The sequence below is a fragment of the Bacteroidales bacterium genome (genome assembly GCA_035353855.1).
GTDB lineage: Bacteria > Bacteroidota > Bacteroidia > Bacteroidales > CG2-30-32-10 > DAOQAK01.
Map to the genome: position 1 here is coordinate 1 of DAOQAK010000041.1, position 23422 is coordinate 23422.

The window sequence follows — 23422 nt, forward strand, 5'->3', positions numbered from 1 at the left end:
TTAACCATTGGGTTGTTAATTATTTTTTCTATTTTTGTTCAGCATTAGTATATATCGATTGTATTTACAGCAATCACAAATATTTTATTCGGTCAAAATATTAATCTTACTGTAAAAATATCAGGAATTGAAACAGTAAAAGGAAAAGTACAGATTGGCTTATATAATGTTGCGGATAATTTTCCTAAAGAAGGAAAAGAATATAAAAAAGTATTTGTTACAGTAAATGCAAATGTATTAAACTATACGTTTTCCGTTCCTGCCGGGAATTATGCTATTGCATTGTTTCATGATGAAGATTCAGACGGAGAAATGGATAAAAATTTTCTGGGGATACCGCAGGAAAAATATGGTTTTTCAAACAATGTTGAACCGGTGATAAGCGCTCCATCATTTGAAGAAACAAAAATTAATCTTACAAAAAATACTTCCATTGAAATAAAGTTAATTAGTTATTAAACCAATGATCACCGCATTCTCCGATGAATACTTTATGAAAGAAGCATTGAAAGAAGCCCGTAAAGCTTTTGATGCGGATGAAGTGCCTATTGGTGCAGTGGTTGTTTGTGAAAATAAAATCATAGCCCGTGCTCATAATTATACAGAACATTTGAACGATGTTACTGCTCATGCCGAAATGCAGGCTTTTACTTCTGCTGCAAATTATCTTGGCGGAAAATATTTGACAGAATGTACTCTTTATGTAACACTGGAGCCCTGTCCTATGTGCGCAGGAGCATCATACTGGACACAGGTAAAAAAAATTGTGTATGCTGCCAAAGATGAAAAACGTGGTTATTCGAATTATTCAGATAAACTCCTTCACCCTTCAACCGAAATAGTTAGTGGTATTCACGAAAAAGAAGCAAAAAAATTATTACAGGATTTTTTTAAAAAGAAACGGAAATAATTTTTTACGATTAAGAATCAATGCCAGTGCGGGTTCTGAGGGTATGCAATCCAAATAATATATATAAAGGGCAAAAACCTAATATTGCCGTAACCATTAATATTGCTGAAAGAATTCCCAAAATGATTGCTGCAATACCCGATAACACTCCCGTGATAATCAGGATTGCTAATATTATTGCAACAAGGCTTCGGATAATTCTATCTGTTGAACCCATATTTTTCTTCATATTCTGCGGATATCAATTTTTTACAAATATATTAAAAAACAAAATATAAAAAGGAAGTAGATAACTGCATATATTATTAAAATAAAACAAAAAGCCGGTTTAATTAAAAAAATGTTAAACGAATAATAAATAATGAAATGGAAAGTTTATTCTGACAATATTTTGGAAATTAGTTAACAATATTTTTAATACCTTCGTTCGACTTTTTACAATATGGAAATGAAAAATTACAAACTTCTGAACAACATTATTGGATGGGCAGTATTTATTGCGGCATCAGCTGTTTATATTCTTACATCTGAGCCTACGGCCAGTTTCTGGGATTGTGGCGAATATATAGCTACAGCATATAAACTCCAGGTGGGGCATCCTCCCGGTGCTCCCATGTTCCAATTAATGGGACGTTTCTTTTCGCTGTTTGCATTTAATGATGTAACGCTGGTTGCGCGGATGGTAAATACCATGTCTGCTTTGGTGAGCGGTTTTACAATACTTTTCCTTTTCTGGAGCATTACTATGTTTTCCAAAAAAGTAATCCTGAAGTCAGGTGAAATGACCACTGCAAAAATGTATGCTGTTTTTGGAAGCGGTATTGTTGGCGCTTTGGCTTATACTTTTTCGGATTCATTTTGGTTTTCGGCTGTTGAAGGAGAAGTTTATGCAACCTCATCATTTTTTACCGCGATAGTATTCTGGGCTATTTTAAAATGGGACGAGAATGCTGAAGACAGATATTCTATTAAATGGGTAATACTTATTGCATACCTTATGGGTCTGTCAATTGGTGTACATCTACTGAATTTGCTGGCAATTCCTGCAATTGTATTTGTATTCTATTTTAGAAAAAAAGAACTTTCATGGAAAGATTTTTTTATTGCATCAGGAATAAGTTTGATACTGCTGGTTTTGGTAATGTATGTCATCATTCCTCAGACTGTTGATTTATTTGCTAAATCAGAATTACTCTTTGTTAATACCTTGGGACTGCCTTTTAATTCGGGTTCTGTCTTTTTTGCTTTGCTGTTGGTATCAATAATAACAGTTGGATTATTATATACCGGAAAACCGACATCGAAACTTAAAATCATCCTGATTATCCTTGCTGCAATATTTGAAATAATCATCTTAAGCACAAGCACATCTTTTGTAAGTTTTATGGGAAGGGCTATAGTAACAGGCGCTATCATTGCATTTTTCATTAAAAATAAAAACAGGATGCAGCTTGCCAATACAATTATTTTGTGTGTTACTTTTTTGCTGATTGGTTATTCTACGTTTTTAATATTGATAATACGTTCCAATGCAAAAACGCCTATTAATGAAAATGCACCAAATAACGCGATAGCATTGCTTGCATATCTTAACCGCGAGCAATATGGCGATTGGCCATTATTTTACGGTCCATATTACAGTGCTCCAAGAAATCCACAAAGCGAATGGGACGATGGTTCTCCTGTTTATGCACGCGACGATAAAGCAGGAAAGTATGTTATAATTGAAGACAGAAAAAATGCAATTCCTACTTACGATAAAGATTATTGTACTATTTTTCCGCGAATGTGGAGTAGTGATGGATCGCTTCATCATCCCGAATCATACAAAGATTGGGCGAACGTAAAAGGAAAAGCCACTTATACTGACCCGGAAACGGGCGAAACAACCAGTATTGATAAACCTAATTTTATTGATAATCTTGCATTCTTTTTTAAATACCAGATAGGGCATATGTATCTCCGGTATTTTATGTGGAATTTTGTGGGCAGACAAAATGATATAGGGAATACCGATGGGAACGCTATTGAAGGCAACTGGTACAGCGGAATAAAATTTATCGATAGTCGTTTAGGTTCGCAGGATAATATTCCTTCAAATCTTGTCAATAAAGGAATGAGCAGGTTTTATTTTCTGCCTTTGATTTTAGGATTTCTTGGATTCTATTATCATTTAAATAAGCATACAAACGATTCACTTACAGTGATGTTTTTATTTTTTATGACAGGGTTTGCTATCTTAGTTTACCTAAATCAACCACCCAATCAACCCAGGGAAAGGGATTATGCTTATGCTGCGTCATTTTACGCGTTTGCTATTTGGATAGGAATGGGTGTTCTGGCGCTTTTCGAATGGCTCAGCAAAAAAGCAAATCCTAAAATAGTTGCAATTGCAGTTACTGTGGTTTGTTTCTTCTCGGTTCCTTATGTAATGGCAAAAGAAGGATGGGATAATCATGATCGTTCTCATCGCTATACATGCGTTGATTTTGCATCAGATTATCTGAACTCATGCGCTCCTAATGCAATACTGTTTACAAATGGGGATAACGATACATTCCCATTATGGTATGCACAGGAAGTTGAAGGAATCCGTACCGATGTTCGCGTTTGCAATCTAAGTCTTTTGAATACCGACTGGTACATCGATCAGATGAAACGTAAAGCCTATGATTCCGACCCGGTACCTTTTGCTCTTACTCACGACAGGTATAAAGAAGGTACGCTCGATTACCTTTATTTTATTCCGAATGAACAGGTTCCGGGTTATATCGACCTGAAAAAATTATTTGATTTTATTGCAACAGATAATCCTGATGCTAAATTTCAAAGTCAGATTGGCCCTGTTGATTATTTTCCAACTGAGAATTTCCGCATTCCTGTGGATAGTGCAACAGTTGTTAATAACGGAACGGTACCAAAAGATAAAATAGATTCGATAGTTCCTGCAATTGAATGGAAAATAAAAGAGAAAGGGAATTACGGTGTTTATAAAAGTAACTTGATGATTCTTGATTTACTTGCTCATAATGATTGGAAACGACCGGTTTATTTTGTGTCCACTTCAAGTCCTAATACATATTTAGGATTAAATAATTACCTGCAACTTGAAGGGCTTGCATACAGGCTGGTACCGGTAAAATCGAAAAATACAGATGGAGAAATTGGTTTTGTGAACACTTCCATAATGTACGATAACCTGATGAATAAATTTAAGTGGGGAAACTTTAACGATACCAGTTTGTATTTTGATGAAACCGTACTGATCACAGCTAGAAGTTTAAAAACCAGTTTTACCCGTTTAGCTGATGCATTATCTGATGAAGGCAAATACGATTCAGCTGTAAAGGTGCTTGATAAATGTGAAGAAATATTCCCTGAAAAAAATCTTCCGTATGATTATCTGGAATGTTACGTTGCTCAATCATATTATAAAGCCAAAGCATTTGAAAAAGCTAAAAAAATCACTTCTTATATGATTGATCTTTATGAAAAGAATTTAAAATATTATTTCTCTTTTAAAGATTCAAAATTAAAAGCGATTGATATGCATATTCAGCAGGCGTTGTATGTAATGCAGCAACTGGCTTTTACAACTAGCGAATACAAACAGGATAAACTAACTACACGTTCTAAGGATATTTTTGAAAAATACTATAATATTTATAAAAACAAATAATCAGATTTATAACGATACGGAACAGATTTGTAATTTTTTTATTTTGTTCCTATCGGCATAACTCGTACTTATCAAATTTGCTTTTGCATTCTTAATAAGAACGAGTATAATATATAAGAAAGGGCAGCAGTAGTTGCCCTTTCTTATTATTGCCATAATAAGTCAGGGCATTTCATCTAAAATTTATATATTCGCAACTTATAATATTTGCAATTATGAAAAATTATAAATTATTAAACAATACACTTGGATGGGTTGTTTTTATTGTTGCATCCGTTGTGTATATCATGACCTCGGAGCCCACTGCCAGTTTCTGGGATTGCGGTGAATACATATCCACAGCTTTTAAATTAGAAGTAGGTCATCCGCCGGGTGCTCCAACTTTTCAACTCTTTGGTCGTTTTTTCTCATTATTTGCTTTCAATGATTTAACACAAGTTGCACGTATGGTCAATATCATGTCGGCTCTTGTAAGTGCATTTTCTATTCTTTTCCTGTTCTGGTCGATTACACATATTGCAAAAAAAATAGCGACCATCGATGGTGAACTTACTGATGGGAAAATGTGGGCAGTATTAGGAAGTGGCCTTGTTGGTTCGTTAGCTTATACTTTTACTGATTCATTTTGGTTTTCGGCTGTTGAAGGCGAAGTTTATGCTACTTCTTCATTTTTTACTGCCATAGTTTTTTGGTGCATATTAAAATGGGAAGAAAATGCCAATGACAGGTATTCCATGAAATGGATTATACTTATTGCATACCTGGTTGGATTATCAATAGGCGTGCATCTTCTGAACCTTCTTGCTATACCTGCAATTACCTACGTTATCTATTTTAAAAAATACAAACCTTCTGTTAAAGGGTTCGTTTTTGCTACAGGCATAGGTTTGTTAATGCTTGTAATGGTAATGTATGTTATTATTCCCCATGTGGTTGATTTATTTGCAAAAACCGAATTACTTTTTGTGAATACTTTAGGACTTCCTTTTAATTTTGGTTCTCTTTTATTTGGGTTGTTAATCATTGCATTACTTGCCACCGGAATTCTTTATACTACTAAGCAAAATCCGAAAATAAAAACCTACATACTTATATTAGGCTCTATACTCGCTTTGCTTGTATTTGCTGCAAGTTCATCTTTTTTAAGTTTCCTGGGTCGTTTAATTATTCTGGGAGGAATTGTTGCATTCTTCTATTATGTAAGGAATAATAAACCGCTTATCAATACCATTGTTTTAAGTGTTATTTTTTTACTGATAGGTTATTCTACATTTTTCATTTTGGTAATACGTTCAAATGCCAAAACCCCTTTAAACGAAAATGCTCCTAAGAATGCTATTGCATTACTTTCATATTTGAATCGTGAACAATATGGCGACTGGCCTTTATTCTATGGGCAATATTATAATGCACCGTTAAATAATAAGGAACCGTATACCGATGGAAACCCTGTTTATTCAAGGGATGATGCAAAAGGAAAATATGTCATATCTGATGATAAAAAAAGTTCCATTCCGAATTATGATGATAAGTTCTGTACTATTTTCCCACGCATGTGGAAAGAGGAAAAAGAAGATGAATATAAAGAATGGGCAAAAGTGAAAGGAAAAACGGTTTCATATACAAATAACTATGGGGAAACCGAAAGCGCTAAAGTTCCAACATTCGGAGAAAATATTTATTATTTCATGAGGTATCAAATGGGATACATGTACTGGCGGTATTTTATGTGGAATTTTGCAGGAAGGCAAAATGATTTACAGGGATCCGGCGACCCAATTGATGGGAATTGGATAAGCGGAATAAACAGTATTGATAAATCACGAATAGGGCCTGTTGAACTTCTTCCTGAAAATCTTGAAAACAAAGGGAATGCACGTCTTTATTTTCTTCCTTTGATATTAGGACTTATAGGATTGTTCTATGTATTTTCTAAAAATTACAAAGATGGAATTGTAGTTTTAATATTCTTCTTAATGACCGGTTTGGCTATTGTTATTTATCTGAATCAGGGTCCAAGCGAGCCCAGGGAAAGGGATTATGCATATGCCGGTTCATTCTATGCTTTTGCAATTTGGATTGGACTGGGAGTATTGGCAATATACGATACCATTACAAAATATATTAAACCCAATAAAATAATTGCTTTGGCTGTTACCCTTATTTGTTTGTTTGCTGTTCCTTATGTAATGGCAAAAGCAGAATGGAAATTCCATGATCGCTCAAAACGATATACCTGTCTTGACTTTGCGGCAAACTATTTAAATTCATGCGCACCCAATGCTATATTATTTACCAATGGCGATAATGACACTTTCCCTTTGTGGTATGTTCAGGAAGTGGAAGGTATACGTACCGATGTTCGTGTTGTTAATTTAAGTCTTCTGAATACCGACTGGTATATCGATCAGATAAAACGTAAAGCCTATGATTCGGATCCTGCACCTATCTCTATGACCTGGGATCAGTATAAGCAGGGGACACGAGATGTTGTTTACTTTGTTCGCGATACTACTATTTGCAACCCGGGAAAATATTATGAACTGAAAGACCTGCTTGATGTTGTTCTTAGTGATGATCCTAATACAAAGAAAACATTGCAGTCAGGAAAATCAATTGCTTTTTTCCCGACAAATAAATTCAAGCTAACTATTGATAAAGATGCTGTAATAAAAAGCGGTACTGTTTCCAAAGAGCAGACCGATTCTATAGTTGATAAAATAGAATGGGAAGTAAAAGGTGTAGGCGTGCAAAAAAATAATTTGGCGGTACTTGATATTATTGCACATAATAACTGGAAACGCCCGATATATTTTTCTATAACTACAGGAAACGATGCGTACATTAACCTCGAAAAATATTTCCAGCTCGAAGGACTTGCTTATCGGTTAGTTCCTTTGAAAGTAAAAACAGCTAACGGGCAAACCGGAGAAATTAATTCTACGGTTATGTATAATAATATCATGAATAAATTTAAATGGGGAAATATGAATAACCCTGAAGTTTATCTTGATGAAACCAATTTAAGAATGACAATGAATTTCAGAAATAATTTTGCCCGTTTAGCGGAAGTATTAGTGAATGAAGGGAAAAAAGATTCTGCAATTAAAGTTCTGGATAGATGTATGGAAGTTATGCCCGAAACTACAGTACCTTATAATTATTTTATTCTTCCTGTTGCTGAAGCTTATTATAAAGCAGGAGCTAATGAAAAAGCGAATAAAATAATTTCACGGCTTACTGAACTGTACGCTCAGAATCTTGAATATTACTCGGCTTTTAAATCCGGTTTGGCAAAAACGGTTACAGGTAAACTTGAACAATCTCTTGCTGTGATGAATCGCATTTCATATGTTACTAAAAATCACGGACAGGATAGTTTATCGAAAAAAGCTAAAGACTATTTCGATAAATATTATGCAAGTTATACAAGCTCTCCGGCAAATACTAAAGTTCCGGCGAAATAAAATATATTATGTTCCTTGTATCTACACCCTGGCTGGTTCGCAAATGCTTGAATAAAGATTTGTGCTGGGGTGTAGATACAAAACAAAATGAAATATATCTTACTTTCGACGACGGACCAAATCCTCAAACAACAAATTTTATTTTAGAATCACTCGATAAGTATAACGCTAAGGCAACATTTTTTTGTCTCGGAAAAAATATCGAATTGCATCCAGTGCTGTACGATTCTATAATTAAAAATGGGAATACCGTTGGCAATCATACCTACTCGCATTTGAACGGATGGAAAACACATTCACAAAATTATATTTCCGACATTGAAAAAGCTGATGCAATAATTAAATCGCCTTTGTTCCGTCCGCCTTACGGAAGAATAAAACCTTCGCAGATATATCGCCTGAAGAAAAAATATAAAATAATAATGTGGAGTGTTTTATCGGGAGATTTCGATTATAACCTTTCGTCCGAAAAATGTTTTCAAAATTCGGTACGCTTTATTAAACCCGGTTCTATTGTGGTTTTCCACGATTCCATAAAAGCTTCCGAGAAAGTAAAATTTGTATTACCCGAATTTCTGAAAATTATGAGTGATACAGGATTTTCATTTGAAACACTTTAACTTACTCTAAAATTTTATCCACCAGTTCGCTTTCAAAATCGAAGAAAACCTGTTTTAATGCGCTTTCACCGTTAGTTCCGTAATTCACAAAAAATACCATTGTGATGTTTCTTTCGGGAAAATAAAAAAGGTCGGCATTATAGCCAAGGTCGCGACCAGTGTGCCCTATACCATAATTTTGTTTTAAAGTAAATTTTTTAATTATACCGTAACCAGTATAAAAATCGGTGTCTTCCTGTGTAAAATTAAGCATTTGATCAAGCGACGCCTGGCTTAAAATGGTTTTATCAATAAGAACGGCTTTGATAAATTTATGCAAATCGAAAACATTTGAAAAAATTCCGCCATAACCATTACCACTACCGGTTATCAGATTCGATACGTTATTTATTTTTCCGTTGTTATGCAAATCAAAATATCCCTGTGCTGCGGTTGATGGAATTTCTTCTCTTCCCTGATAGTATGTACTTGTCATGCCTAAAGGTTCAAGAACTTTTTCGCGTAAAAGTTTATCATGTTTTTCACCGGTTGCATTTTCAATACACATTGAGAGCAATAATGTGTTAGTGCTTGAGTAGTGTGCAGGATAAGGATTATTCAATTCATAAGGATTAACGCCATACACATATTTCAATAATTCTTCTTGTGTCCAATCTTTGTTTGGATTATTCAAAACGGCAAGATAAAAATCGGAGGAAGTGATAACATCAAAAATTCCTGTTGTATGATTCATTAATTGACGTATCGTTATGCCATCTGCATTTTTTATTTTCTTTAATATACTTGCATCAATATAATTTGAAACGGGGTCATCAATATTTATTTTTCCTTCTTCCTGCAATTTAAAAAATAATGTTGCAACAAGAAACTTTGTGATGCTGGCTGCTTTTGAAATATGACAGGGTGTAAATTTTATATTATTTTCAATATCGGCATAACCACCTGCTCCAACCCAAACACCATTTGAATCTTCTACAAGAACTGATATTCCAGGCAATCCCATTTGAACGTATTTATCAATTACTGCCCTGAACGTCGCATTTTTAGGATGCGATGAGCTGCTGTCTGCATAATTGCAATCGCAATCCGTTGATGAAACAATATTTTCTTTTTTACAAGATGAAATTGCTATGATTAATATTATCGCTGAAATTATTTTGAGTGTTTTCATAATGAAAGTTTTTATTCTTCGTCTATAATCTAAATTCTTAAATCTAAAATATTTTAATTGTCATTTGTCCGCAAGAGCAGAGTCATTAATAGTCATTTAAATTCTGCATTTATTTATTCTTTTTTCTTTGAAGTTAAAGGAATAGATACGCCAAGTGCAAAAGTGTTTACCGGAAGAAAAGGAACATAACCGTTTACAAATGGTCCCTGGACATAAGTTCGGATATTCATTTGCAAACGCATGGAATTTGGATTATCTTTTTTCAAAGCATAATTTCCACCAAGGTCAACAGCAATGAGCATTTGCGGGCGACCTATTAATTTACTTTTCACTTCATAAACTCCTTCATCATTCAATTTTAGTGTGGTCATATTTTCAAAAGAATGAAGATAACCACCGCCTAATCCTGCAAATAAATTCAAACGCTGATTTATTTGATTCAAATAATTAACTGTTGCATACAAACGAATAGCTGTTTGAATAAATCGATGATAATATCCACCAAAATCAGCGCAAAGCCAAAACTGATTTTTTTCTTTTTTATTTATTTTCAGATTATAAAAAAAATCTATTCCCGGATGAAGCTGACTGTAGAAAACCTTAGGGTAACCGGTAACAGGAAACGAGGTAACATTATTGGAAAGTAAAAATCCCGCATTTTTATTTTGTGCTTGCGGACTCATTATTCCTGCAAACATAAATGCTATGAGAAATGTGAAAATACTTTTATTCATGGTTCTGTTTATTATAAAAATGTCAGGCTGAGTTTATCGAAGCCTGACATTTTTTTATTACGATAAATATATTTTTAATTAATTGCTTTCTATAATCTGGAAAAGCTCGTCGAGTTTGGGAGTCAGGATAATTTCGATACGACGGTTTTTAGCTTTTTCTTCTTTTGTAGAATTGGGAGTGATGGGGTCGTATTGACTACGTCCTGCTGCCGTAAGGCGTTTTGGTTCAACACTGCTGTTAGCGGTAATGATTTTTACAATAGCTGTTGCACGCATTACGCTCAAATCCCAATTGTCTTTTAATGCACCTGTCCCGTTGTAAGGAACATTATCGGTATGCCCTTCTATCAATACATTGATATCGGTATTGGTTTCAAGAACCTTTGAAAGTTTTTTAATAGCATCCACTCCTTTTGCATCAACAGTGAAACTGCCCGAAGCAAACAACAAACTTTCTTCAAGCGAAACATAAACTTTTCCGTTTTTCTGGGTAATGGTCAATCCTTTTCCTTCGTAACCGGTAAGTGCGTCAAGAACTTTATTTTTCAAAGCTTTTACCGTAGAATCTTTTTTGTTTAATATGCTTTGCAGTTCAGCAAGTTTAGCTGATTTGGCATCAAGCTCCGATTGTGATTTTTCCAAATCGGTTTTTGATGTTTCGAGTTCTTTACTTAGTGTGTTGAGATTTTTTTCTTTTGCTTCAAGGCTTGCAGCAAGCTTTTTCAAAGCATCTTCTTTTGAAATCAAGCTGTCTTTTGCTGACTGAAGTTCTTTCAGGATTTTTTGTGTTTCAGTAGTTTTTCCTTCATTCAACTCTTTTAAGTTTGCCATAAGTTCCTGGTAGGTTTTATTCAACTGGTCATAGTTGGTGGTCATTGTTTTTAGAGAAGTTCCGCGAACAGTTGAATCCAGCTCAAGACCTGAAATCCTTTTTTTAAGAATTTCAACTGCAGCTCCCAATTCTGTTGTTTTTGTTGTTAGCGCTTCGTTTTCAGTTTTATAATTTGTGTTTTCCTTTTCGCAAGCTTCTTTCTTTTTTTTCATTTCTTCCAACTGACGTGCAGGGACACAGGAAAAAAGAAAAGCACTGCAAACAGCAACGTAAAGAACAGGTTTCATTTTTGATATTTTCATTTTACTGAATTTTAGATTTCTACAAAAGTATAAAATTAATATTAAAAATAAGTTTTGCTTTTGAAAATGAAAACGTCTGTCATTCCGAGTGAAACGAGGAATCTAAATTAAGATGCCTCATTTTTCAGGCATGACAGCTAACAAAACAGGTTTTTCCTGCATAACAGATTATTAAAAATCGATTTCAAGTAAAACCGGACAATGGTCGGAATGTTTTGCATCGGGTAAAATTACCGAACGCTTTAATTTATTTTCCAGCGGTTTGCTTACCATATTGTAATCGATACGCCAGCCAAGATTTTTGGCGCGTGCATTTGCCCTGAAACTCCACCATGTATATTGTTTTGGTTCGCTGTTGAAATAACGGAACGAGTCAATGAAACCACTGTCGATAAAGCGCGACAGCCATTCGCGTTCTTCAGGTAAGAATCCTGATGATGTTGCATTCCGAATCGGGTCGTGGATATCAATGGGTTTATGACAAATATTATAATCGCCACAAAGAATTAAATTGGGACGGATTTTTTTTAATTCATTTATGTAATTCAAAAAATCTTCAAGCCAGATCATTTTAAAATCCTGGCGTTCATCGCCACTTGAACCCGAAGGATGATAAACACTAACAACAGAAATATCGCCATAATCAACACGAAGGAAACGCCCTTCGTTATCATATTTTTCAATTCCCATTCCGTAAAAAACATGATCGGGTTTTTTCTTTGTAAGAATACCAACACCGCTGTAACCCTTTTTCTGTGCCGAATGCCAGAAGCTTTGATAACCGGCTTCTTCAAATTCAAAAATAGGAATTTGATCGGGCTGTGCTTTGGTTTCCTGGAAACAAACAATATCGGGATTTACAGTTTTAAGCCAGCTTATCAAACCCTTGCCAATTGCAGCACGCAAACCATTTACATTGTAGGTGATTATTTTCATTAATAAGTATTTTTTTAGTTATATGTTGATGGTTTGTTGCAGCTGGCTTAGTTGGTAGTCAAAAGATTTATATTTTAGTTTTACTGTTAATAATTAACACTATTCTTTTATGAGTTTAACGGATTAAGTACTTGTGCAATTAAAAAGCACAAACACACTATTGGCGGTATGTGATTTTTTATCACATTTTTAGCCGAATAATTTCTTGTGTTATTTCTTCTAAAACTTCTTTATTCTGAATTTCCTTCTTGTTTCCAATTTTTGATGAAAAAACAACAAAAACTTTTCCTCCATACTTTTCTTCAAAAGCATCAAAATTTGCTTGCATTCTTTCGGTTAATTTGTAATTGCCAAAATTTGAATTTCCTGTTATTGGCTTAATTTGAATTCCAAAAGCTTTTGTGCCAACTTTACCTAAATAATCTACATCTCCTGAATGGTCTAAGTCACAATCTGATTCTTCAAATTTTATTTCAGGAAATTTATTAGCGAGAAAATCATTAATGACAGACTTTTCAGTTAAAAATCCATCATAGGTTCTTGGAATTGTAACTTCATAAACATAATCATAGCAGTCTTGCTTTGTAATCTGTTTGAATGCTTCTGTCCATTCCGGTATTACAACTTCAGTAATTTTCTCATAAAGGCGTTCTCCCAATTCGGTTAAAATTTCTTTGGTAATTTTAATTGGAACTTTAGTTTTTGTATATGCGTTTTCAAAATAGTACTCATGCCATTCTTTAAAAGTTTTTGGTTGGCACTCACGAATAAGAGCCATTACGGCACCAACTTTACTTGGTCTTGTAAGTTGATATGCGTTACTTGTGTAATTTAATACTTTCTCCTTTTTACCGAAAGGTTTTGCATATTTATAAATTGGTTGTTCTTCTTCTAATTCTTCCATAATAATAGTTACTAATAAGGTAAAATATTTCTATTGGTTTGATTTGCAGGAACAGAAACATTCCAATTATAAATGAGGTTAGTTCTTCTCCCATTGATTTCTCTTGCTCTGTTCTCAAGTGAGTCAAGATAATCATGCAATTCTTGGATATTGTTTCTGTGTATTTTGTAGAAACCTCTTGGTTTTTTTAAAGTGCTGGCAATTAAATCATGATCATGTTGAATACACTCTCTAATTAGATTTCTGGTTTTGACTTGATTTCCACCAGTAGGGTATCCCATGTGTGCCGCGATTGTTGGAGCGTTAAATGCGTTATTTATTCCGAAATTTAAAAATTGTAGCAATCGATTTCTTTCTGCTTGTGTAAAATTAATAGGCATGTGCTGCTTGAAATAAAATTTGAAATTTTTCTTTGTGTTTATATTTTATATTACTATCTACTTGTGCTAATCCATTTTTAATTAAATGTGCATTAATAAATGTTTTGTTTTCAAGATAGAGATAGCAAAGCAAATTGTTTTCGCTGTCGTGTTTTACATTATCGTATTTCAGAAACACTCTTTTCCCTTTTGTTTTTTCAATAAGGAATAAGACAGCCTTCCCGTTAACCAAGGGGTCTTCTTTTATACCAAGTAATTTTATTGTTAGATCATTGCTTAAACGAATTTTTTCCGGGCTAATAATTTCTTTTACTGTATATAGTTCTTCTCGTTTGTTTGAACTGTCCTTGTCAATCTTAGAACCAAATTGAAGTTTCTTTAAATCAATTTTTTTATCCAGTGTATGTGGGTCTTTGAATAAATAAGGAAGTTTTTGAATTTCATTTTCAAAGCCAGTTGTTATCAGTTGTTGAGTTATAAATTCATAAGTTGTTCCGTTCAAGTCCTTTTGATGAACATCCAGTTTTTCTCTAATGATCGGAATAAATTCAGGATTGATTTCAAAGCCAACAGAATTTCTGTCGTTATTTTTTGCAGCTAATGCTGTTGTTCCGCTTCCTGCGAATGGGTCAAGAACAGTTTCCCCAACAAACGAAAACATTTTAATTAGTCGTTTTGGCAGTTCTTCCGGGAACATTGCGATATGTCCGTTTTGTCTAGCGCCTATAAAATTCCAATGCCCGGCAAAAAAAGTATTCCATTCTTCGGCAGTCATTTTGGAAAGTTCTTTTTGCTCTTTAGTCGGTTTTGGGCTGTCACCAAGTTTTTTGAACACAAGAATAAACTCGTAATCAAGTTTCAAAATTCCATTTCTTGGATACGGATAAGAACCCATTTGAACACCGCCACCTGTTGTGTTGGAAGTAGTAACTTTTTGCCAAATGGTAGCACCCATATAGTCAAACCCGATATTCTCACAAAACTTGATGATTTCCTCACGAATAGGAATGACTTTATAGCGTCCGTAATAAACTGCTCTGGCAAATTGGTCGCCAATATTTATGCACAACCTGCAACCTTTATGAAGAGTGCGGTAACACTCTTTCCAAACTAAATTCAGGTTGTTGATATAATTCTCGTAACTATCATGGAAGCCAATTTGATTTTCAGTTCCATAATCTTTTAACTGCCAATATGGTGGTGAAGTAATAGCCAAATGTACTGAATTGTCTGACAATTCAGTCATTTGCCTACTGTCACCGTTAATTATTTTATGATGGGTTTTCATTTCAAATACCGATTATACAAAGTTACTTAAATTATACGATTTTTATGTCAATTTTAAGTTTCTTTTTTTACCATTACCACCAACTTATATACTACTTTATTCAGGTAATTTCATAGAGTTGCAGTTATTTGATTTATACCGACAGAAAAAAGGTTTGCAAAAATATTTTTTGTTTTCTGTACGGTATAATTCGTTCTAAACAGTTTTGCTTTTGCAAACCTGATAAGAACGAGTATAAATTCATTTTTATTATTTGTTCGCAAACCATTTACATTGTAGGTGATTATTTTCATTAATAAGTATTTTTTTAGTTATATGTTGATGGTTTGTTGCAGCTGGCTTGGTTAGTCGTCAAATTTGGTAAGTTTAAATTTTACATTTAATCAATAACATTAAACCAAACAAGTTGCTCTAAACTTTCAACCTTTAACAAAATTCAAATCATTGCTAAATTAAAAATAATACCGATTGAATATATGTAATACTAATTGTATTTATTTTTTGTTTAAAATTCATAAATTATTTTGCAATTACATAATTATTGCCGCTAAGTAACCAAGACACTAAGAATCACAAAGAACATACAATGCCAGCAAAACCAAGCTTCGTGAAACTTTGAGACTTTGTGCCTTTGTGGCAGAAATTTCCACATAATATTTAAAAAAGATAAAATAAAAACAGTTACTATTTGAAAAATTAATGTCTTGACGAGGAAGATTTGATTTGATTTTTTATTTTTTCAGAATCTTTTGACAAAAGGAATTTTTTAGTTGAATCGGGAAGGAATTCCAAAAATTCATCGAGTTTATTTTCTTTTATGGCTTTTCTTATTTTTGAGGCACTCACAAAATTATCTTCGCTTCCTATTGCCAATCGCGGAATTTCGATTAATTCAATATTATTTTTTGAAAGAATATATTTCATCGACTTGTTGTATTCTGCTGTTGTTTTGCAATATGTTTCCGTTCCAACATATCTCTTTTTAATTTCAAGGACAGGAGCTATATGTTTAGTAAAAACAGTAACATCAAGCTCTGTTTGCTTTTGTGTGATCAAATCTATTTTTTCATTCTTTAAAAAATATGCAGGGAATGTTGCCGATGAAACAATGTAATTTCCTCCGCGAAGCATGATAACATTTTTCAAATGACTAATTCCTTCTGCAATTAATTTCCAGCGGATATCAAAACCAAATACAGATTGGTCTTCTTCCACAACAAAAAGATATAACACATCATTTTCAGAAGCAGCCTTTTCAATAAGATATTTATGCCCATTCGTGAAAGGATTGCAATTAACAACAATCGAAGCAACAGATAGATTTGCTTTATTAATCTTTTTGGATTTCAGATATGCTTTGTAATTGTCGATGGTTTCATAACCAAACTCGAGTAATACATAAGTAGGCAGGGCAGAAGCAATTTCAGTATATCCGATACCTTCAAATTTTTTTACGTTTTCAGGTTTTGTAAAAACAAATACGGTTTTGTGTTTTAATAAAACCTGTTCGCTCAAATGCTTTACTATAAATGAAAATGCTGTGGTATCCCTGTATTTTGGCGAAACAGCAACAAATTTTAAAATATTTTTTTTAAGTGAACCGGTAGCTATTAATTCATCATTCAGATTAATAAGGATTACAGTATAATCAATCTCATCGGGAATAAAATCAAATCCTAATGGTCGTAAAAAATCTTTTACTTTTTTTACATCGTAAGGATTTTTCATATCCATTACTTCATACCTGTAATCTGTATTTTCAACGATCATACGAATACTTGTTTTTTACTAAATATAAAAATACAGCAACAGCAAGCAAATCGGCAGAACCGCCAGGCGAAATATTTTTTTCGAGGCAAAAATTTTCGAGGATTTTATAATTATTTTTTTGTTCATCCTCCGATTTTGAATTAAATGTTTTCATTGCCAATAACTTTAATTCTTCTAGAATCGCAGTGTTGCTTCTGAAAATAACATTTGTATCATTATTGTTCCCGATAAGCAAAAGTAAAGATTTAAAAAGTATCTTTTGTTTTTCCGTTGCGCTGATTTTTTCCAATTCGGAATCATTGAGCATCTGCAAGCCATATTTTATGGTAGTATTAAACCCTTCAGCAACTTCATATCTTGCTCCGCCGGCAATTTGTTTTCCATATTTCTGAACACAAATTCTGCCATGGGTTTTCTCAGAAGTTTTTTCATCGAACTCGCTTAATAAATTTTCTCCGATATTTTTTGCTATAGATGAGAACTCTGTTAAATCAAAAGTTTTTTTCTCTGAAATCAGCCTGGCTGAAGCAAAGACAGCAACTCCCATTAAAAAAATAATTCCTTTTTGCGTGTTGATTCCTTTGGTAACTTCAAACATTTCTTTTTCCATGGTCAATCCGATTTCCCGTATTGAAGCCAGGGCAGATGAAAGATGTTTATCAAACAAAAATCCTCTTTCAGCAATCTTATAAAAGTAAGGGGAAATTACCGAACTGCTATCCAGAAATGTATAGTAATCCATGTCTGTATGTTTCCCTGAATTATTAAAATCAACAAGGCCCGGTTTTGGAGTCAGTGAAATCTCGTAAAGAATGGCTCTTGACGCGTAAGATGCAAGGGTATTACAAACTTTTTCTTTTTGCTGAACAATTAAATAGTTTTTAATTTTTTCAAAAATAAAATTTCGTACATCTGAATAATCGTGGCGTTTTGAATGCATGCAATCCAAAGCAGAATATGACCCGCAATAAAAACAAAGTTTATTTTTTCCCGAAGAAATATATTTCCCATCATTATCGGTTACATCAATATCGATGAGCCTCCCCAATTCATGCCTTTCTTCAAATGTTTCACAAAGTTGCTTTATGTTTTGAATAGAAAGGAAAGATGATTTTATTGAAGAAATAAAAATGTTCCCGGCATCATCGGTTTGATTATACTCATTTGCAATTTCAATTCGATTAGCAGATAAAAATATTTTCAATTGAACTAAAACCGAATCAAAAAAAGCAGTTATATCATTGGAAGTTTTTGGATATCCGGGTATGTTTAATGAAAAACTCAAAGAAACATAACCTTCATTTTTAATAGATTCTTTTATTAATGAACGTTTCTCTTTTGCAAGTAAAATCCCTTCAAGAATTTTATCATTTTCGTTCATTATTCTTTCACTTGTCGGATTACATCAATGATAGTCCCATCGCGGTATTCAACAATACCAACAATCTTATCTGTAAATTGTATCTTTTCGGGAACGCCGGTAATTCCATCAACTTCTTTTTCCAAATCGTGAATATCCCTGATGTTCAAACCTGCTTTCCGCAATCTTGTTTCCAGTTCTTTGTTTTTCGGGTTTACACAAATGCCGCGTTCAGTAACCAATACATCAATACTTTCGCCGGGAGTAACAACAGTGTTTACATTTTTTTTAATGATTGGAATTCTACCTCTGAAAGACGGACAAACAGCTACAGCAAGCTTGGCACCTGAAGCTGTATCGGAATGACCGCCCGAAGCACCGGTGATATAACCTTCAGAACTTGTAATAACATTTACATTAAAATCAACATCAATTTCCAATACACCCAGAACAACAATATCGAGTTTATTGGTAAGGCATCCGCAATTAAAAGGATTTGCGTATAATGTAGAAGAAACTTCAATATGCCTTTTATTATTAAGCAACGAACTGCTGACAGCTGCATCAAAAGACTGGACATCAAAAAGGGCTTTGAATAAATTTTCGTTAAGCATGTCTACACAATACGAAGTAATACCGCCAAGCATAAAACTTCCGGTAATATTTTTCTTTATCATTTTTTCCCTGATGAATTTTGCAACTGCAAGAGTAGCACCTCCGGCACCAACCTGAAAAGAAAAATTATTTACAAAAAATCCGGAATGCTCAATCACATCTGCGGCTAATCTTGCAATTCGAAGGTCCATTGGTGATTTAGTTATACGCGTAGTTCCTGATGCAATTTTTGATGGATCACCAATAGAATCAACTTTTACAACATAGTCAACATAGTTTTGAGGAATTGATATTGGAATACAGGGATAATCAACCAGATTGTCGGTTACCACAATTACTTGTTTGGCATATTCCACGTCAACCATGGAATAACCGATAGAGCCAAATGCTGATTTTCCGTCGGTACCCGTAGCATTGCCTTCGCAATCGGCAGATGCCGCTGCAATAATAGCAAGATCGATTTTTATTTTTCCTGTCCTTATTGCTCTTGCCCTGCCACCGTGCGACTGAATAATAACAGGTATATCAAGCACACCTTTTGATATAGCTTTGCCAAGCTTCTCGCGAATTCCTGATGAATATATTCTTGTTATTGTTCCATCCTGAAGATAAGGCACAAGTCCGTCGTGTGCCGTGGTTAATGACGATGATGCAAGTGTCATATTTTTGATTCCCAGTTTCGCTAGGATTGAAATACAGTTTACAATTACATCATCTCCTTCTCTTAAATGATGATGAAATGAAACAGTCATTCCGTTAACCGGATTTGTTTTAATAATGGCTTCTTCAAGAGTTTTGTATAATTTATTTTCGTGGGGCAGTTTCGCTTTGGTTGCAATAGCAACAGGAGGTTCATTCATCCAACCTTCTTTTAATTTTGTCCATGCACCCTGAAATGGTTCTAATTTGCCTATTCCTTCAATATATTCCGGAATATCTCTACCTAAAACATTTTTCATGTATTATAAAAATTACATTTCATTAATATCAATGTCCGTTAAATTCAAAACATGTTGTGCTCTTGTAACAACAGGAGCATCGATCATTTTTCCGTCGAGAGCAAATACACCTATGCCCTTTGCAATATTTTCGTTGAATGCTTTAACAATCTTAATAGCAACTCTTATTTCCTCATCCGTTGGATTGAACACATCGTGAATGATATCGATCTGCCTGGGGTTAATTACTGCTTTACCGGTGAACCCTATTTTTTTTGCATATTCCGTTTCTATACGCAAACCTTCATCATCATTCACATCTGCAAAAACCGAATCCAAAGCATCAATCCTGTTTGCTTTTGCTGCCATAACAATTGCTTTACGTGCATAATCCAAACCCGCATTATCTTTGGTTTTTACAATTCCCATATCTGCTGTTAGGTCCTGACCGCCAATAGTGATAGCATCTATGCATGGATGTGCACCGGCAATTTCGAAAACATTCTGAACTCCAATAGCTGTTTCGATCATTGGATGAATTTTAATATTCCCGGAAGGAATACCATGTTTCTTCTCGATTTTTTCAATCATTTCAATCACACGAATCACATCATCTTTTGTTTCGATCTTTGGCAGGCGTATGGCTTCGGGCTTAACAGGAACAATGTATTCAAGGTCTGTAATTCCAAATGGCGTATCGATATGATTAATTCGAACGGTTACTTCGGTATTATAAAAATTGATTGCCTTGATCATATTCCTGACTAAAATTCTTGCTGCATCTTTTTCCGATAGAGCAACTGAATCTTCTAAGTCGAGCAACACCATATCGGCACCATAAACACCGCCCTGTTGAACCATGGCAGGGTTATGTCCGGGAATATATAAGGCTGTACGTCTTTTATGTTTTTTCATATAAAAAATTATTTTGATGGTAGAACTCCGTCTTGTATCATTAACGCTCTTCGGATAGCCGTTTCAACTCTCGCGCTGATAGTGGCACTTAATGCGCCCTTGTCATTGCAGATCAGTCGTACGTCTTTTATTTCATATTCATCCAGGACGTTAATGATTTCTTCTTTTATGCTTTTCCCGAACTGGATCATAACAGGTGAATGCAATTCAATTATTCTGCCTGTACCTTCAGAAACCGGCTCAACCAAGACCAGCATATCGCTAGATTCAAAAGTTCCTGCCTGAGCTTGTTGTTTAATTACCATAATTTTTATTTTTTATCTTCCTAATATTTTTTGTTTAACAACCTGGCAAATGTTAGTTAATACTATCAATTATTTTGTTGAATGTAACACTTGGTCTCATTGCTTTTGACGTTAATTCGAAATTTGGTCTGTAGTAACCACCAATATCAACTGCTTTGCCCTGAGCGGCATTCAGCTCATATACTATTTTGGTTTCATTTTCTTCCATTTGTTGGGCAACTTTTGTAAAACGGTTTTTCAGGTCTGCGTCTTTGGTTTGCTTAGATAACTCCTGCGCCCAGTATAAAGCAAGATAGAAATGACTTCCGCGATTGTCAATCTCGCCAACTTTTCGTTTTGGCGATTTATCTTCATCAAGGAATTTACCGGTAGCTTTATCAAGCGTATCGGCCAAAACCTGTGCTTTATCATTTTTAGAATTTATTGCCAAGTGTTCCAATGAAGCAGCAAGCGCTAAAAATTCGCCAAGAGAATCCCAACGCAGATAACCTTCTTCAACAAATTGCTGAACATGTTTTGGAGCTGAGCCACCGGCGCCGGTTTCGAATAATCCACCACCGTTCATAAGGGGAACAATTGATAACATCTTTGCGCTTGTACCCACTTCCATAATTGGAAATAAATCGGTAAGGTAGTCGCGAAGAACATTACCTGTTACTGAAATCGTATCCTTACCATCTTTTAGTCTTGCTAAAGTATACAGTGTTGCATCAACGGGTGACATGATTTGAATATCGAGTCCTTTGGTATCGTGAGTTGGCAGGTATTTCTTAACCTTTGCGATAATCTGAGTATCGTGAGCTCGTTTATCATCTAACCAAAAAATAGCAGGTGTGTTCGATAATCTGGCTCTGGTTACAGCCAGCTTTATCCAGTCCTGGATCGGAGCATCTTTAGCCTGGCACATTCTAAAGATATCACCTTCTTCAACATTATTCTCTAACAAAATATTTCCGGAAGTTGTGATAACCCGAATCACGCCATTTCCGGGGCTTTTAAAAGTTTTATCGTGCGAACCGTATTCTTCAGCTTGCTGAGCCATTAACCCAACATTAGGAACTGTTCCCATCTTGGTAGGATCGAAAGCGCCATTTTTCTTACAGAATTCGATGGTTGCTTTGTAAACACCTGCATAGCTTCTGTCAGGAATTATTGCTTTTGTATCCTGAAGTTTTCCTTCTGCATTCCACATGCGTCCTGATTCACGAATACAAGCAGGCATTGATGCGTCAACAATTACATCGCTTGGAACATGAAGATTGGTGATGCCTTTATCGGAATTGACCATTGCAAGTTTTGGTCTGTTCTTGTAACAAGCATTTATATCTGCTTCTATTTCCGCTCTCTGATTTTCTGGTAAATTTTTAATTCTTGCAAAAAGGTCAGCCAATCCATTATTCGGATCAACTCCAATTTTTTCGAAAGTGGTACGGTGTTTTTCAAAAACCTCTTTGAAGAAGACGCTTACAACATGTCCGAAGATAATCGGGTCAGACACTTTCATCATGGTTGCTTTCAGGTGTACCGAGAATAAAACATCCTGCTTTTTTGCATCTTCAATTTGTTCGCCAATGAACGACCTGAGAGCACGAACATTCATTACTGTAGAATCAATGATTTCTCCGGCTTTCAGCGAAAGTTTTTCTTTCAATACTTTTATCTTATTTTCTTTATCAACGAATTCAATTCTAACATCGCAAGCATCGCTAAGCGTTAACGATTTTTCATTTGAAAAGAAATCTCCGGAATTCATGTGTGCAACATGCGATTTTGAATCAGCAGTCCATGCACCCATTTTATGAGGGTTTTTTCTTGCGTAATTTTTTACAGAAAGAGGAGCACGCCTGTCGGAATTACCTTCTCGTAATACAGGATTAACGGCACTTCCCTTAACTTTATCGTATTTACTTCTTATTTCTTTTTCTTTGTCATCTTTTGGAGCTTCAGGATAATCGGGCAAAGCGTAACCTTTCGATTGCAATTCTTTAATTGCAGCAACAAGTTGCGGAACAGAAGCGCTGATGTTAGGTAACTTAATAATATTAGCTTCGGGAGTTGTAGCTAATTTTCCCAATTCAGCGAGGTCATCACCTTGTCTTTGCGATTCGGTTAAATATTCAGGAAAGCTTGCAATTATTCTGCCTGCAAGGGATATATCTCTTGTTTCAACAGAAACTCCGGCAACGCCAGTAAATGCTTCAACTATTGGTAAAAATGAATATGTTGCTAACGCAGGAGCTTCATCAACGTTTGTATAAATAATTTTTGTCATATCTATTTAGTATTTTGATTTTTC

19 protein-coding genes are annotated in these 23422 nt (G+C 34.6%); 5 read left to right on the top strand and 14 right to left on the bottom strand.

Features of this window, described 5'->3' with window-relative positions:
* Nucleotides 1–117: 117 nt before the first annotated feature.
* Together PKK00_10865 and PKK00_10870 are read left to right on the top strand one after the other, a co-directional pair.
* Nucleotides 118–459, top strand: a complete 342-nt coding sequence (locus tag PKK00_10865; GenBank protein HNW98899.1) for a DUF2141 domain-containing protein — start codon at nucleotides 118–120, stop codon at nucleotides 457–459.
* A gap of 4 nt (nucleotides 460–463) precedes the next feature.
* Nucleotides 464–910, top strand: a complete 447-nt coding sequence (locus PKK00_10870) for a nucleoside deaminase (protein ID HNW98900.1) — start codon at nucleotides 464–466, stop codon at nucleotides 908–910.
* Nucleotides 911–920: 10 nt separating this feature from the next.
* On the opposite strand, the gene PKK00_10875 is transcribed toward PKK00_10870, so the two are convergent.
* The gene (locus tag PKK00_10875; GenBank protein ID HNW98901.1) at nucleotides 921–1139 is read right to left on the bottom strand and encodes a DUF2892 domain-containing protein; all 219 of its coding nucleotides are present in this window, start codon (nucleotides 1137–1139) and stop codon (nucleotides 921–923) included.
* Nucleotides 1140–1358: 219 nt separating this feature from the next.
* Between PKK00_10875 and PKK00_10880 the strand changes: the two genes are divergently transcribed.
* The 3 genes from PKK00_10880 to PKK00_10890 all read left to right on the top strand — a co-directional run bounded on the left by PKK00_10880 (nucleotide 1359) and on the right by PKK00_10890 (nucleotide 8676).
* Entirely contained in the window at nucleotides 1359–4589 is a 3231-nt protein-coding gene (locus tag PKK00_10880; protein ID HNW98902.1) for a DUF2723 domain-containing protein, read from the top strand.
* 215 nt (nucleotides 4590–4804) lie between these two features.
* The gene (locus tag PKK00_10885) at nucleotides 4805–8056 is read left to right on the top strand and encodes a DUF2723 domain-containing protein (GenBank protein HNW98903.1); all 3252 of its coding nucleotides are present in this window, start codon (nucleotides 4805–4807) and stop codon (nucleotides 8054–8056) included.
* A gap of 8 nt (nucleotides 8057–8064) precedes the next feature.
* Nucleotides 8065–8676, top strand: a complete 612-nt coding sequence (locus PKK00_10890; protein ID HNW98904.1) for a polysaccharide deacetylase family protein — start codon at nucleotides 8065–8067, stop codon at nucleotides 8674–8676.
* A 1-nt stretch (nucleotide 8677) separates the two neighbouring features.
* Here the strand turns inward: PKK00_10890 and PKK00_10895 are convergent, their stop codons facing one another.
* The 13 genes from PKK00_10895 to PKK00_10955 all read right to left on the bottom strand — a co-directional run bounded on the left by PKK00_10895 (nucleotide 8678) and on the right by PKK00_10955 (nucleotide 23398).
* Nucleotides 8678–9847 carry a serine hydrolase gene (locus PKK00_10895; GenBank protein HNW98905.1) on the bottom strand — a complete coding sequence of 390 codons (1170 nt, stop codon included), beginning with the start codon at nucleotides 9845–9847 and terminating at the stop codon, nucleotides 8678–8680.
* A gap of 113 nt (nucleotides 9848–9960) precedes the next feature.
* On the bottom strand, nucleotides 9961–10581 hold the full coding sequence (locus PKK00_10900) for a hypothetical protein (protein HNW98906.1): 621 nt from the start codon (nucleotides 10579–10581) through the stop codon (nucleotides 9961–9963).
* Between the two features lie 78 nt (nucleotides 10582–10659).
* On the bottom strand, nucleotides 10660–11715 hold the full coding sequence (locus tag PKK00_10905; protein ID HNW98907.1) for an OmpA family protein: 1056 nt from the start codon (nucleotides 11713–11715) through the stop codon (nucleotides 10660–10662).
* A 171-nt stretch (nucleotides 11716–11886) separates the two neighbouring features.
* Nucleotides 11887–12651 (bottom strand): exodeoxyribonuclease III, encoded by a 765-nt coding sequence (locus PKK00_10910; GenBank protein HNW98908.1) that lies wholly within the window; start codon nucleotides 12649–12651, stop codon nucleotides 11887–11889.
* Between the two features lie 181 nt (nucleotides 12652–12832).
* On the bottom strand, nucleotides 12833–13555 hold the full coding sequence (locus PKK00_10915) for an MjaI family restriction endonuclease (protein HNW98909.1): 723 nt from the start codon (nucleotides 13553–13555) through the stop codon (nucleotides 12833–12835).
* Between the two features lie 11 nt (nucleotides 13556–13566).
* Nucleotides 13567–13935 (bottom strand): hypothetical protein, encoded by a 369-nt coding sequence (locus PKK00_10920; protein HNW98910.1) that lies wholly within the window; start codon nucleotides 13933–13935, stop codon nucleotides 13567–13569.
* Entirely contained in the window at nucleotides 13925–15181 is a 1257-nt protein-coding gene (locus PKK00_10925; protein ID HNW98911.1) for a DNA methyltransferase, read from the bottom strand. The genes PKK00_10920 and PKK00_10925 overlap by 11 nt, the downstream gene beginning before the upstream one ends.
* Nucleotides 15182–15919: 738 nt before the next feature.
* Nucleotides 15920–16993: a [citrate (pro-3S)-lyase] ligase gene (gene citC / locus PKK00_10930; protein ID HNW98912.1), complete on the bottom strand. Its 1074-nt coding sequence runs from the start codon at nucleotides 16991–16993 to the stop codon at nucleotides 15920–15922.
* A complete protein-coding gene (locus PKK00_10935; protein HNW98913.1) occupies nucleotides 16983–18374 on the bottom strand; it encodes a triphosphoribosyl-dephospho-CoA synthase in 1392 nt (463 codons plus the stop codon). Before PKK00_10935 ends, citC begins: the two co-directional genes overlap by 11 nt.
* Nucleotides 18374–19927: a citrate lyase subunit alpha gene (citF, locus tag PKK00_10940; GenBank protein HNW98914.1), complete on the bottom strand. Its 1554-nt coding sequence runs from the start codon at nucleotides 19925–19927 to the stop codon at nucleotides 18374–18376. Before citF ends, PKK00_10935 begins: the two co-directional genes overlap by 1 nt.
* Nucleotides 19928–19939: 12 nt before the next feature.
* Entirely contained in the window at nucleotides 19940–20821 is an 882-nt protein-coding gene (locus PKK00_10945; protein ID HNW98915.1) for an aldolase/citrate lyase family protein, read from the bottom strand.
* A gap of 8 nt (nucleotides 20822–20829) precedes the next feature.
* Nucleotides 20830–21126, bottom strand: coding sequence for a citrate lyase acyl carrier protein (gene citD, locus PKK00_10950; GenBank protein HNW98916.1), 297 nt, complete (start codon nucleotides 21124–21126; stop codon nucleotides 20830–20832).
* A 52-nt stretch (nucleotides 21127–21178) separates the two neighbouring features.
* Nucleotides 21179–23398, bottom strand: coding sequence for an NADP-dependent isocitrate dehydrogenase (locus PKK00_10955; GenBank protein ID HNW98917.1), 2220 nt, complete (start codon nucleotides 23396–23398; stop codon nucleotides 21179–21181).
* Nucleotides 23399–23422 lie beyond the last annotated feature (24 nt).